This is a genomic window from uncultured Cyclobacterium sp., from assembly GCF_963977555.1.
Taxonomy (GTDB): Bacteria; Bacteroidota; Bacteroidia; order Cytophagales; family Cyclobacteriaceae; genus Cyclobacterium.
In genome coordinates this window covers 1-13,898 of record NZ_CAXBPD010000028.1, presented here as the reverse complement: position 1 = coordinate 13,898, position 13,898 = coordinate 1, and the positions used below count along the sequence as shown (strand labels likewise).

Below are 13,898 nucleotides of genomic sequence, written 5' to 3'. Positions count from 1 at the left end.
AAATAATGGATGTTTGCCTGCAAAAAAACATGGAATATTACATTTAAACGCATTTTTATAAGACCTTAAATGTTTGCGACTGGTATTTTGGTATTCCTTTCACCTTTCCTGCATTATTACAATCCCCAAAGAAGCAATCATTTATGCCGTTAGTCGGTTGCCATGGTGGATTAGAATGTAACAATCAATGAAATCATTGAAATTTAAATTCGGAATAAACTTTTTAAAAAGCCCATAACTTTTTAGATTTAAAAAAAATCACACCCAGATAATCTATGAAAATCAATAGCTATGTCCTGTTTCTCTCTCTCGTAGCCGCGCTGGGAGGTTTTTTATTTGGTTTCGATACTGCCGTCATTTCAGGTGCCGAAAGGCAAATTCAAGAGCTTTGGTCATTAAGTGATTGGAGCCATGGCTTGGCCATAGCTATCGCTTTGTACGGTACTGTTATAGGAGCCCTATTTGGAGGTATACCAGCAGACAAATACGGGAGAAAGAAATCCCTTATTTGGATTGGACTACTCTTTTTTGTATCGGCTGTTGGTTCTGCTATTGCTCCAGAAATTTATTCCTTTATGGCCTTCCGTTTTATAGGTGGGCTTGGCGTAGGTGCTTCCTCAGTTGTTGCACCAATGTATATTAGTGAAATTTCCCCAGCCAAAAATAGAGGACAATTGGTAGCTTTGTACCAATTTAACCTGGTTTTTGGTATTTTGATGGCTTATTTATCCAACTACCTTATTGATTTGAATGTTGAAGAAAACAGTTGGAGGTGGATGTTGGGTATGGAGGCCATTCCTGCCTTAATTTACACCTTATTGGTAATGAGAGTCCCTCTCAGTCCAAGATGGTTGATTGCTAAAAAAGGGGATTTTGAAAATGCCGAGAGAATTCTTAAGAGAACAGATCCTGAAGGAGTGGAGGAAGCTGTTAGGCTTGCTTTGGAGGAGAAAAAGGAAAACAAACTCCAAGTAGGTTTTATGGCTTTGTTTAATAAGAAGTACATAAAAATTACGATGCTGGCTATCTTCATCGCTTTGTTCAACCAGCTTTCAGGGATTAATGCTATCATTTATTTTGCTCCTAGAATATTTGACATGGCAGGCATCAGTGCTGAAAGCGCATTATTGTCCACTGTAGGTATAGGGGTAGTTAATATAATTGCCACCATGTTAGGACTCTTTTTAATCGATAGAATTGGTAGAAAAAAGCTAATGTATATTGGATCCATTGGTTATATTGTTTCCTTGCTTTTAATAGCTTATTCCTTTTCCGGGGCTGAGATTAACAATTCCTTTTTGCCGATTTTTATGTTTATGTTTATTGCTTCCCATGCTGTGGGCCAAGGCGCTGTCATTTGGGTATTTATTTCAGAAATATTCCCTAATGAGCTCAGAGCGCATGGACAGTCCATGGGCTGTTTTACACATTGGATATTGGCGGCAATTGTAGCCAATATTTTCCCACTTATGGCCAATCAATTTGGTCCCATGGTAATCTTTGGCTTCTTTGCTTTAATGATGGTGCTCCAATTTATCTGGGTATTTACTAAAATGCCTGAAACTAAAGGACGTTCACTTGAAGAAATTCAAAAAGAATTTGTAAAAAACAATGGTTAAAAAAATAATTTGCTTTGGTGAAATGTTATGGGATGTTTTCCCTAAGGAAAGCATTGCTGGAGGTGCACCTATGAATGTGGCTTTACATTTTCAGCACCTTGGCTTGGATGTAAAAATGATTTCTAAAGTAGGAAATGATAAACAAGGACGTAAATTACTTTCAATAACCGAGAAATACGGACTTAATCATGATCTAATCCAGATAGACAAGGACTTTCCTACCGGTAGCGTTTTGATAGACAACCAAGACAAAGAAAATATCAAATATGAAATCGTAAAACCTGTAGCTTGGGACCATATACAATGGTCTGAAGAAATAGATAAGGCAGCAAAAAATGTAGATGCAATCGTTTTTGGCTCGCTTGCAGCAAGAAGTGAAGAAAGTATGACAACGCTTTTCAAACTTTTGGAGTCTCCAGCTTTAAAAATTCTGGACATCAATCTTCGCCCACCTTTTTATACCGCTGATCTACTCGATCGCTTGATGACCAAGGCGGATATCTTAAAGATAAATGAGGATGAGCTTACGTTACTAGCTAATTTTTATGATTTGCCTAATCAGATAGAAGCAGCCCTAGAAAAGTTGAGCGAATTATTTTCATTTGAATTGGTTTGTATAACTTTAGGCAGCAAGGGTGCCGCTATATATCAAGATGGAGAGTTTATCAATCATCCAGGTTATCCTGTAGAAGTTCAAGATACTGTAGGTTCGGGTGATGCCTTTCTCGCTGGGTTTATTAGCAAGTACCTCAGCAAGGAAAGCCCAGAGAAAATTCTTGATTTTGCTTGCGCGCTAGGGGCTTTGGTCGCGACCTTTAATGGTGGCACACCTCAATACAAGCTTGAAGACATTGAAGCTATAAAAAGCATTTAAAGCGTGACTTACAATAGACCACCTGATTAATAAATGAAATCCCCCGAATCATGACAAATCATGTTCAGGGGATGGTATTTAAAAGTCTATAGATAGCGAAAAAATCACTGAATACAGTCCTTAAAACATTCCGCTCACTACTTCTTAAGGTTATCAAACAGATTAGAAGCTTATACCTGCTGACAGCTTAAATCCTCTATTGTAAACAGATGCATCCGAATCTTTGAAAACAGGATTTATCCCAAAATCATAACTTGCTTGAAGGTTAAAGCCTTTTGGTAAATTATACCCAACACCTACAACCACAGCTGCATCAAAATCATTAATACTGTCTGTGTCCCAGCCATAGGTATTTCCTAATGCATCGGCTTCAAAACTTGAGCCCACCAGCACGGAGGCCTGTGGACCAAAAAACAAATTCACCCCATCAGTGGCATAAATTCTAAACAAAATAGGCAAATCAACATAATTCAATATAGCCCTGGAATTGACCAAGTCATCATTTTGTGTTCCTTTTACAGAATAATACAGACCCGGCTCAATAGAAAACCGATCAGAAACAAAACCATTTCCATAAAACCCTGCATTGAATCCTACACGATTGTCGTAATCATTGCTACTCACGTCGGATCCGCCCCAGGTAAAGAAATTAGCTCCACCCCTAACACCGAATCCTGATTTACTTTGTGCATGAACCGCGACAGACCCCAGTAGCAATATTGAAAATAATAATCCAAATTTCTTCATGATAATTAAATAATTGGTTTGACCTTATAGCATGGACCAAATCTATGCCAAAGAACATATTTTAACCTAATATTATATTAATAATGTATAAATAATAATTACTATTTATCCTGTTAAATTATCAGCTTATCTACTTTTGAAGTAATAACATTCTTCCTCGCAAATCACCAATTAAATATATGGAAGTCAATGAATTATATTAATTCTGCAGTATCTGGTGAGAAAAAATTAACACGTAAAAAACACGACGATGTACCACAAGACTTTATAAGGCTTTTTTGGTTAATAAAGCCATTATTGGTTTTCTTTCCAACTAGGCAAAAAGAAAACTTTGAGCTTTGCGAACCCAACTTTTACGCATCCCATCCCTGCTATCAAAGCTCAGCAGAAGCAATTTTTCTACTGAGCTTCGAAGCAATAAAATGGATCAAAATGATGCCACTTATTAAGTAAAAAAGGAACTGTTAAACGACTCTCTTTTCTATGTAACTAGAATTAAGAATGGCCAAGGCCCCCATGTATTTCAACTGGAATTTAATCAAGTCCCCAACTTTATAATTTTGAGGGTTTTCACCCAGATTAATAATGATCATATCAGAACTCGCACCCAAGATTTCAAAGGCTCCATCATCAGGTATAAGGTATTTCGGATCAACATCCAGAAGGCCTAGGTCAAGAATGGCACGATAAGAAGATTGTCCATAAAGAGAGGTGTCGATTTCCATAACTTCTCCCTGGGGGTTTGCTGCCAAGGTACCTGTAGGGAGCAATGGCTTTTCCTGCATTTCGATGATCTCAGCAAACAATTCAAAAACATTACTATGCATCCCCTCAATGGTTTTTTCTTCAACCAAATCAACACCAAAATAAAGCGTTTCGCCAATTCTAAAGTGGTTCACCCCTTTGGGCAATTGTTTGCGAAGCATAAGTGGGATGGTAACTGAAGTGCCAGCAGATACCCAAGGAATCTTTTTATTAAATTTAAGCTCTATTATTTGCTTGTAAAGGGAAAGCTGAATCAATTTATCAGCAGAGGGAAGTACCCCATTTAAACAGTTTAAATTGGTACCAAGCCCTATCACTTCAATGTTTGGCAATTCGAATACCTTGGCATAGAAGTCCAGCAGATGGTCTCCCATCACCCCTTCACGAAGGTCACCGGTTTCCACCATGATGATAATTTTATGCCTTCTATTTTGCTTTACCGCTTCATCACTAATCCATCTGATGGTATTTAGTTCGCTGTTTAGACTAACATCGGCATATTTTACCACGTCACCAATATTTCGCTTAGAGGGTGGTTTTATATAAACCGTCTGAACATCAGGATTAATTTCTTTTACTTTAGCCAGGTTACTGATTCGCGAATCATGGATTTCATTGGTTCCCATGTTGATTAACTCTTGCAGGTACATTCGGTTACCACAAAGAATTTTCGACACTATACCCCATGACACTTCATTGACTTCAAACTCATTTTTCAGAAACTCAAAATTAGCTTTGAGTTTATCCCTGTATAGATTTAAGAATGCCATATTATCTTTTCAACCTCATTTCCAAATATTTATTCTCAAAGCCTAATTTTTCGTAAAGAATTTTTGCCGGGTTATCAGGCTCAACATGAAGTGCTACGTCACCATGAGCCATATCTATAGCTGTTTGCATTAGCTTTTTCCCCATGCCTTTACCTCTTTGCGAAGCATCTACAGCAATGTATACAATAATATTTTCGGGGATATAGCCAGACATCCCTGTCTTATTGACCACCACAACGCCTACTACCTTCCCTTCTTCTCTAGCTAAAACTGAAAAACCACCTTTATCCGCAGCTTGGTCTAGTGCATAATCGAGGCACCGCATGATATCCTCTTTAGGGTCACCATATTGATCAAGGTGCTCAAATAAAAAGTCAGCAATTTCAAGTTTTTGCAAATAGGTAGCATTGTCTATAGCCGATAGTGTTTCTAAGGTAAACATTTATGATTTTTAATTAAATTTTAAAGGATCATTTATTAATCTTATATACAAGCAAAAACACTGCTAGAGATGCAAAAACCCCAAAAAAGTTAGGATCAAGACCAAATGGCAGGGCCAGCTCCAATAGAGACAATACAGCCGTAGTAACGCCGCCGACGATCATTGAAGCCAATGCAGCATGAGGAGAACGCATGTTCCAGAACAAACCTGCAATTATGGGAACGAAGAGACCAGAAACCATAAAAGCGTAAGAATACAACATTAGTTCAAGTACATTGGTCATTTGTAAAGCAATGACTAATGCTACCACGCCAATGACCAAAGTAAAGAGCTGACTCACTCGCATTACAAACTTATCCTCTTTAGATTTTAAAAACTTCCCGAATATATCCGTGGTAAGGTTTCCAGAAGCAGCCATCAGACAAGAGTCAGCTGTAGAAAGTACCGCTGAGAAATATGCGGACATCATCAACCCCATTATGCCCGGAGGCAAAACGGTACTTAATAATATAGGCAGTCCCATTTCTGGATCCAGACTTTCAATACTTTCTACGATCAAACCCTGCTCAAAAGCTACTTTAGCCAATAAGCCTAAAGAAACACCCATAAAAGCCATTATGGGCCATTCGAACAAACCTGCAATAAACCATGCTTTCTTGGCAGATTTCACGTCTGCACTCGCAAAAATTCGTTGGTAAAGTGTCATGCCCACAAACCAAATCGGCAGAATAGTAATGCCCCAGTTGGCAAGATCCTGCCACCTTAAATTTGTCAAGGAAAAATATTCATCAGGAAGCGTAGCTCTGATCACTTCCCAGCCCCCTACGTGATAGTAAGAAATCGGCAAGCCTATAAATATAAAACCCATCATCAATACGATCCACTGGATGGTATCAGTATAAATCACAGCCTTTAGTCCCCCAATCACTGTATAAATGACAGCTATAATACCCATAATAAGCAGGGCCGTGTTCAAGTCAAGAGTGGGGAATGTACCAGATGCAAGTTTGGCCCCAGCAAGTAATTGGGAAGAGGTAAATCCAAGGTACCCTACAAAGGAGATTACGGCTGCGGCTATTCCTACTTTCTTGTCAAACAGGTACTGAAATATTTGTGGCAAAGTATAAAACTTTTCGAATGCAGGATTCGCTTTTACTTTGGGAATCAAAAATACTGCAGCAATCCAAGCTCCCAAAAGACCGGTAAATAACATCCAGCTACCGGAAAGTCCCATTACAAAACCTAAACCACCAAGTCCAACAGAAAAACCACCTCCTACATCAGTGGCGACTACGGAAAGCCCTATGTGCCAACTTCCTATATTTCTCCCACCCACATAATAATCATCCTGACCGGTGTTTTTCCGCATAAAATAAAAGCCTACACCAAGCATAAATATCATGTAGACAATAAAAATAGATAAGTCTATAAGCTCCATTTAAATATATTTTTTGATTAATTGCTAGCCATAAATAAAAAAAAATACCACAAAACCTAATCCTCACCACTAGAACTACCAAACGTTACTAAAACAATGGGGGTATGGCAAAAAAAAAGACCGGAAATCCGGTCTTTAATTATTTTTGAAATATGTTTCAATGTTCCTCTGTACTAAGAGAAGCAGCAAAATATTCTCTATTCATTCTAGCAATATTACTTAAGTCAATTCCTTTAGGACACTCTGCAGAACAAGCGCCTGTATTTGTGCAAGCCCCAAATCCTTCATCATCCATTTGAGCAACCATTTTCTCTGCTCGTTCTCGTTTTTCTACTTTTCCTTGTGGCAATAATGCCAACTGAGAAATTTTAGCAGAAACAAATAGCATTGCAGAAGCATTTTTACACGCCGCTACACAAGCTCCACAACCAATACAGGTGGCTGAATCAAAAGCTTCATCTGCAATTATCTTTGGAATAGGAATTTCATTGGCATCAGGCACACCACCTGTGTTTACTGAAACATATCCTCCAGACTGGATGATGCGGTCAAATGAGCTTCTGTCTACTACCAAATCTTTGATAATTGGAAAAGAACTTGCTCTCCAAGGTTCTATAGTGATGGTATCCCCATCCTTAAATGAACGCATGTGCAATTGACAAGTAGTCGTTTGAGTAGGTCCATGTGGTTGTCCATTGATATATAAGGAACACATGCCACAAATTCCTTCCCTACAATCATGATCAAAATGAACAGGATCATCTCCTTTTTCTGAAAGGTCTTCATTCAAAACGTCTAACATTTCCAAGAAAGACATGTCTGAAGAAATTCCACTTAATGTATAATCTTTAAAGCCCCCTTTATCAGATGGGTTTTTCTGCCTCCACACTTTTAATGTAAGATTCATATTATGATGAATTTTATAGGTTCAATCAATTATTTGTAGCTTCTCTGTGTAAGCTTAACATTTTCAAAAACAAGCTCTTCTTTATTCAAGACTTCTTCTTTGCCTTCACCCGTGAACTCCCAAGCAGCTACATAAGCGAAATTCTCGTCATCCCGCAAGGCTTCTCCTTCAGGCGTCTGGTGCTCATCTCTGAAGTGACCACCACAAGATTCTTCTCTATGTAGCGCATCCACTACCATTAGCTCACCTAATTCCAGAAAATCTGCCACCCTGTGTGCTTTTTCCAAAGAAAGATTAAGCTCTTCTCCAGTTCCTAAAACCTTAACATCAGACCAGAATTCCTTCTTAAGTTCTTTAATCATTTCTTTCGCCTTGGTAAGACCAGCAGCATTTCTGGCCATTCCACAATGGTTCCACATGATCTTACCCAATTTTTTATGGAAATGATCAACTGTTTTACTACCATTGATAGTCAACAATTGTTGCACCTTGGCTTTCACTTCATCCTCACATTTTTTGAACTCTGGATGATCAACTGAAATTTTATCGTTCGGATGGCTAGCCAAATAATCTCCCAAAGTATAAGGGATGACAAAGTAACCATCTGCTAAGCCTTGCATAAGGGCTGAGGCTCCCAATCGGTTTGCACCGTGATCAGAGAAATTGGCTTCTCCAAGTGCGTATAGACCTGGCACATTGGTCATCAAATTATAATCTACCCAAAGTCCACCCATTGTATAATGGACCGCTGGATAAATTTTCATTGGTGTTTTATATGGATTCTCACCGGTAATTTTTTCATACATGTCAAACAAGTTGCCATATTTACCTCTCACAGCGTCTTCACCATCTCTCAAAATGGCATCCCTGAAGTCAAGGAATACTGCTTCACCTGTTTCATTTACGCCTCTTCCTTCATCACAAACGTACTTCGCATTTCGAGAAGCAACATCTCTTGGTACCAAGTTACCAAAGGATGGATATTTTGTCTCTAAGTAATAATCCCTGTCCTCATCTTTAATGTCTTTAGGGGCTATTTCCTTTTTTCTTAATTTTTCAGCTGTTGGTATAGTTTTAGGAACCCAAACTCTGCCGTCATTCCTTAGGGATTCAGACATAAGTGTTAGCTTCGACTGGTGATCACCTGAAACCGGAATACAAGTAGGGTGAATTTGGGTGTAACAAGGGTTGCTAAAATAAGCTCCTTTCTTATGTGCTCTCCAAGCTGCAGTCACATTTGAACCCATTGCATTGGTAGAGAGGAAGAAAACATTTCCATAACCGCCAGTACAAAGCAAAACGGCATCAGCACTATGAGACGCTATGGCTCCTGTGATTAAGTTTCTTGTAACAATACCTTTTGCTTTTCCATCTATAGTGACTACATCCATCATTTCTGTTCTTGGATATAGTTTTACCTTCCCATTGGCTACCTGTCGGCTAAGTGCCGAATAAGCACCCAATAGCAATTGTTGTCCAGTTTGACCTCTGGCATAGAAAGTCCTTGAAACTTGTGCACCACCAAAGGACCTATTGGCAAGTAAGCCTCCATATTCCCTGGCAAAGGGTACTCCCTGAGCAACACATTGATCTATGATATTGACTGATACTTGCGCTAAACGGTATACGTTACCTTCTCTAGAGCGATAATCGCCTCCTTTAATGGTATCATAAAACAATCGGTAAACAGAGTCACCGTCATTTTGGTAATTTTTCGCGGCATTAATCCCACCTTGAGCAGCGATGGAATGCGCTCTTCTTGGGCTATCCTGAAAGCAGAAAGCCTTGACATTATAACCCAGCTCAGCAAGAGAAGCCGCGGCAGAAGCGCCAGCCAAGCCAGTACCAACTACTATTATATTGTATTTTCTTTTATTGGCCGGATTGACCAATTTAACGTTAAACTTATGATTGGTCCATTTTTCAGCCAAAGGACCATTGGGTATTTTTGAATCAAGTTTCATCAATATTCAAATTTAATTTCCCTTTAATTTCTTAATTTTAGTCTCCTTAGCTTCCCTGAATAAACATCACAATGGGAATCAATGCAAATAACGCAGGAACTATTATGGCAAATGCCAATCCTAATTTCTTGATAAAAGGGGTGTACTTCTTATGATTAATCCCTAAAGTTTGAAAAGCACTGGGAAAACCATGGGCCAAGTGAAAGGCCAAAATCCCCATACTTACTACATAGAAAATAACATAAAATAAATTCTGGTATGCAGCTGAAACAATGGCAAAACTGTCTTTGTAGCTTACACCATCATAAGTAACAATTGGTACCTCCCCAAACTTTAACTCGTACCAAAACCCTCTTAAGTGAACCAAAAGAAAGATAAGAATCAAGGTTCCTAGAATCCCCATACTTCTGGAACTCCAAGTGCTATTCTCAGAAGCTTTCGTTACAGCGTATCCAATCGGCCTGGATTTTTTATTACGCCGGGTAAGAATCGCAGCATACACAGCATGCAGAAGAATAAACCCGAAATTTAAAATTGAAACAACTCTGATCAATGGATTCGACGCCATTGTCTCAGCATAAACATTAAAGGATTTCCCATTATCTGGCAAAATTAATTGCAAATTTCCAGCGAGGTGAACCACTAGAAATAAAATAAGGAAAAATCCCGTAAGGGCCATTATTAATTTTTTGCCCAGCGTACTATTTAAGGTTTTAGATACCCAACTCATATAATTTTTCGTTATTACGGTTTGATCTTTGTATTGACGCCAAATTTACATTTGTAATCAATAGCAAACAATCAAACAACTGTCAATCATCTTATTTTAAATAGTTCTAAATAATTAATCATTTAATTACTTATACCATTGATTTAACTTAGTCTTTGCCTTTTTGTTTTCGCTCACGGTACTACAAGAATAAAAAAATATTTATTAGGCTAAATTAGAACCGTTTAAGAAAAAAAAGTTTGTTTCGCCCTTCTATTCTTCTGCTGTATTTATTTTAAATCGCCTTTGCGAGGGCTAAAGGAAAAAACTAATCAATAATAAAATTCTACAGAAAATGAGAAATTCGCTATAAAGCTATAATTTAGGGTAACCATTGAAAAAATAAAAACGTTTTGTTCTTAGGAGCAAGAATTGGATCCGATGTACCTTAGCGATACGGAGCCAATTCATGTAAACTTTAAAGGGCAACCCGCTGAAATAAACCATAATATGAAATATTGCTATTTTCTATTGGGCTTGATGGCTTTAATGCTAAGCTCTGTCTCCTCTTATGCTACTCATATTAGAGCAGGAGAGATTATTGCCGAAAGAGTCTCTACTCAAACATTAACTTACAAAATCACCGTTGTGGGTTATACAGACACACGTTCATCTGTCATTTTTGGCCCAGGTGAAATCGACTTTGGCGATGGCAGGTCTGAGATATTGAACACGGAAAGTGACATTACTAGCACCGAGAACTTAGGGAATGACATCGAGAAAAATACATTTGTAATCACCCATACTTATCAAGGTCCAGGAACCTATACCATTAGGTTTATGGAATTTAATAGGAATGCGAACACATTGAATATGGACCAATCGGTCGACACTCCTTTCTACATTGAAACGATGATAAACATTGACCCCTTTTTGGGCGTCAATAATTCTCCCGTCTTAACCATAGCCCCCGTAGACAATGGAGCGGTCAATCAAACTTATATCCATAACCCTGGAGCCTATGACCCTGATGGAGACAGTTTGGCTTATGTGTTGGACATCCCAAAGCAAGCCTTTCAGCGACAGGTAAACAATTACCGAAGCCCTGCTTCAGGTGAATTTAGTTTTACTAAACAAGATGGTTCTACACCAGCAATATTGGAATTAGACCCTGTTACCGGAGACCTGATATGGGATGCTCCAGGTATAGCAGGTCAATACAATGTCGCCTTTCGAATAGAGGAGTGGCGACTGGTTGCTGGAGAATGGACCAGAATCGGCTATGTTTTGCGTGACATGCAAATCATTATAGAAAATACAGACAATCGAAGGCCTGAATTGATTATGCCTGATGACATTTGTGTTGAGGCGGGCACTGAAATTACAGAGATTTTCCAAGGCATGGACCCTGATGGTGATCCAATTAAAATCGAAGTGTTTGGTGATCCAATAGAAATCACCTCATCCCCTGCGACTTACAATCCTATTTCCATTTTTCAATCCTCCCCAGGCATAGTTAATTTCGATTGGCAAACTGTTTGCAGCCATGTTAGGGCACGAACTTATCAAGTAAGGGTTAGGATAGCTGATCAGCCAGATTCCGGCCCTTCTTTAGTGGACATTAAAACCTGGAACATTACCGTAGTAGCCCCCTCTCCTAGTTTCTTCAATATAGAACAACAACAAGGGCGTTCAGCACTGATAGAGTGGGATCCTTATGCCTGTGCTAACACAGCAGAAACCATGCAAGTTTGGCGCCGGGTCAACAGTGACAATTACGAACCTGACTCTTGCGAAACAGGAATAAGACCGGGATATGAATTGGTGGGCACTACCGATATGGACGTAGTATCATTTGTTGACAACAATGACAATATGGGATTAAGCCCAGGAAACACTTATTGCTACCGACTAGTTGCGGCTTTCCCAGCTCCCAGAAGTGGAGAAAGCTATGTTTCGGATGAAATTTGCATTACCGTAGATGTCGACGTACCACTCATCACCAATGTAAGTGTGGAGAAAACCAGCTCGGACGAGGGCGAGATTTTGGTAAAGTGGACTCCTCCATATGACATCGACCCAGTCTTATACCCTGGACCTTACACTTATCAACTAATTAGAAGCCTAGGATTTACAGGGACAAACGAACGTACTTCATTAATTACAACAAGTGACACGATTTTCACTGACACCAATATTAACACTGAAAACCTGGTTTATAATTATAAGGTAATCTTATTGTCGCAGGGAACAATCACAGATTCCTCCAATACAGCATCATCCGTTCGTTTGGACCCCACTATTATCAATGAGTCTATCGAATTAAATTGGGATTTTGCCGTCTCTTGGAACAATGAAGTGGCGAAATACCCTCACTTGGTATACAGGAATAGAACAGACCCTGGAGCCATTGATACAGATAATTTTGTCTTGATTGGTGAAGTTGACGTGACGCAGGCTGGTTTTGTTTTCTTGGATGATGGAAGTCACAATGGCATCCCTCTGGATACGGACAAAGAATATTGCTACTATGTGATTACTAATGGAGATTATAATATAGATATTCTGGAATACCCTCTGGCGAATAAGTCTCAAATTGTTTGTGCTAAACCCGATGATGACAGACTACCTTGTCCTCCGGTACTTACCTATGAAGGACCAGAATGTCAGGCATTCCTTGCAGATAAACCGTGCAATTTCAGTGATTTTTATCACGACCTAAGTTGGACACCAGACTTCTCAGGAAACTGTGATACCGAATTGAATGGCTATAAAATTTATTTTTCAGAAACTGGTGAACAAGGCACCTTTAGCTTTGTGAAAGATGTTTCTGTCATCAACAATGAAACAAGGATAGAAGGCTTAAGTGATTTAAAAGGTTGCTATTACATCACGGCCATCGACCGCTCTGGCAATGAAAGTGCTCCAAGTAATATTGTTTGTATAGACAACTGCCCTTACTATGAGCTACCAAATGTATTTACACCTAACGGAGACAATGTCAATGAAACCTTTCAAGCCTTTGACAATCCCTATGTCAAATGTCCAAGATTTGTAGATGCGGTTGCTATCAAAATTTACAATAGATGGGGCGGGTTGGTTCATGAATACAATAGCGCTCAGGCAAGCGAAAGGAACATCTACATCAATTGGGATGGAAAGGATCTAAATGGAAATGATCTTCCAGCAGGCACCTATTTTTATGAGGCCATCGTTATTTTCGATGTCCTGGATGAAAGCTTAAGGCAGAAAAAAATCAAAGGAACGGTACAACTTTTAAAATAAAACAGATTGCTTCGTTGTGCCTTCTCGCAATGAGGTAGCATCTAGAAGTTATCCGGCAATTGTTTTAAGCCGTCATTGGGAGGAACAAGAGCAGGGTTTCGATTTGCCACTACTTAGAAGTAGTCCCGAAGCAATCTCACGCGTAAATCAGACTGCTTTGTTCGGACTTCTCACTATGAGGTAGCGTGGGGTAAAGTCTCGAATGAATTCGGCAATTGCTTTCAACCCGTCATTGCGAGGGACAAGGAGTAAATGTCACCTATTCTCGTTGAGCATTTGTCCCGAAGCAATCCATGTACTATAATGGAGATTGCTTCGTCGTACCTCCTCGCAATGAATTGTGTATAATATCAAGTTTTAGTTCAAAATTTTATTTTG

General features: G+C 39.1%; 10 protein-coding genes. 3 read left to right on the top strand and 7 right to left on the bottom strand.

Annotation, left to right across the window (positions count from 1 at the left end; all coding sequences use genetic code 11):
- The first annotated feature begins 275 nt into the window (after positions 1–275).
- Entirely contained in the window at positions 276–1,619 is a 1,344-nt protein-coding gene (locus AAC073_RS23405) for a sugar porter family MFS transporter (RefSeq protein ID WP_339926210.1), read from the top strand.
- Entirely contained in the window at positions 1,612–2,493 is an 882-nt protein-coding gene (locus AAC073_RS23400; protein ID WP_339926209.1) for a carbohydrate kinase, read from the top strand. The genes AAC073_RS23405 and AAC073_RS23400 overlap by 8 nt, the downstream gene beginning before the upstream one ends.
- 162 nt (positions 2,494–2,655) lie before the next feature.
- Here AAC073_RS23400 and AAC073_RS23395 read toward each other — a convergent pair whose 3' ends face one another.
- The 7 genes from AAC073_RS23395 to AAC073_RS23365 form a co-directional block, all read right to left on the bottom strand.
- Entirely contained in the window at positions 2,656–3,240 is a 585-nt protein-coding gene (locus tag AAC073_RS23395; RefSeq protein ID WP_339926208.1) for a porin family protein, read from the bottom strand.
- A gap of 464 nt (positions 3,241–3,704) precedes the next feature.
- Positions 3,705–4,775, bottom strand: a complete 1,071-nt coding sequence (locus tag AAC073_RS23390; protein WP_339926207.1) for an alanine/ornithine racemase family PLP-dependent enzyme — start codon at positions 4,773–4,775, stop codon at positions 3,705–3,707.
- A gap of 1 nt (position 4,776) precedes the next feature.
- The gene (locus AAC073_RS23385; protein WP_020890756.1) at positions 4,777–5,217 is read right to left on the bottom strand and encodes a GNAT family N-acetyltransferase; all 441 of its coding nucleotides are present in this window, start codon (positions 5,215–5,217) and stop codon (positions 4,777–4,779) included.
- Between the two features lie 28 nt (positions 5,218–5,245).
- Positions 5,246–6,655 carry a sodium:solute symporter family protein gene (locus AAC073_RS23380; RefSeq protein WP_339926206.1) on the bottom strand — a complete coding sequence of 470 codons (1,410 nt, stop codon included), beginning with the start codon at positions 6,653–6,655 and terminating at the stop codon, positions 5,246–5,248.
- Positions 6,656–6,812: 157 nt separating this feature from the next.
- Positions 6,813–7,562, bottom strand: coding sequence for a succinate dehydrogenase/fumarate reductase iron-sulfur subunit (locus AAC073_RS23375; RefSeq protein WP_339926205.1), 750 nt, complete (start codon positions 7,560–7,562; stop codon positions 6,813–6,815).
- A gap of 29 nt (positions 7,563–7,591) precedes the next feature.
- On the bottom strand, positions 7,592–9,526 hold the full coding sequence (locus AAC073_RS23370) for a fumarate reductase/succinate dehydrogenase flavoprotein subunit (RefSeq protein WP_339926204.1): 1,935 nt from the start codon (positions 9,524–9,526) through the stop codon (positions 7,592–7,594).
- A 46-nt stretch (positions 9,527–9,572) separates the two neighbouring features.
- Entirely contained in the window at positions 9,573–10,256 is a 684-nt protein-coding gene (locus tag AAC073_RS23365) for a succinate dehydrogenase cytochrome b subunit (RefSeq protein ID WP_339926203.1), read from the bottom strand.
- 489 nt (positions 10,257–10,745) lie between these two features.
- Here AAC073_RS23365 and AAC073_RS23360 point away from each other — a divergent pair, with 489 nt between their 5' ends.
- A complete protein-coding gene (locus AAC073_RS23360; protein ID WP_339926202.1) occupies positions 10,746–13,520 on the top strand; it encodes a gliding motility-associated C-terminal domain-containing protein in 2,775 nt (924 codons plus the stop codon).
- Positions 13,521–13,898: the final 378 nt, after the last annotated feature.

Coding starts and splice junctions, on each gene's coding strand:
- AAC073_RS23405 (WP_339926210.1), top strand. CDS start 276: ATGAAAATCAATAGCTATGTCCTGTTTCTCTCTCTCGTAGCCGCGCTG.
- AAC073_RS23400 (WP_339926209.1), top strand. CDS start 1,612: ATGGTTAAAAAAATAATTTGCTTTGGTGAAATGTTATGGGATGTTTTC.
- AAC073_RS23395 (WP_339926208.1), bottom strand. CDS start 3,240: ATGAAGAAATTTGGATTATTATTTTCAATATTGCTACTGGGGTCTGTC.
- AAC073_RS23390 (WP_339926207.1), bottom strand. CDS start 4,775: ATGGCATTCTTAAATCTATACAGGGATAAACTCAAAGCTAATTTTGAG.
- AAC073_RS23385 (WP_020890756.1), bottom strand. CDS start 5,217: ATGTTTACCTTAGAAACACTATCGGCTATAGACAATGCTACCTATTTG.
- AAC073_RS23380 (WP_339926206.1), bottom strand. CDS start 6,655: ATGGAGCTTATAGACTTATCTATTTTTATTGTCTACATGATATTTATG.
- AAC073_RS23375 (WP_339926205.1), bottom strand. CDS start 7,562: ATGAATCTTACATTAAAAGTGTGGAGGCAGAAAAACCCATCTGATAAA.
- AAC073_RS23370 (WP_339926204.1), bottom strand. CDS start 9,526: ATGAAACTTGATTCAAAAATACCCAATGGTCCTTTGGCTGAAAAATGG.
- AAC073_RS23365 (WP_339926203.1), bottom strand. CDS start 10,256: ATGAGTTGGGTATCTAAAACCTTAAATAGTACGCTGGGCAAAAAATTA.
- AAC073_RS23360 (WP_339926202.1), top strand. CDS start 10,746: ATGAAATATTGCTATTTTCTATTGGGCTTGATGGCTTTAATGCTAAGC.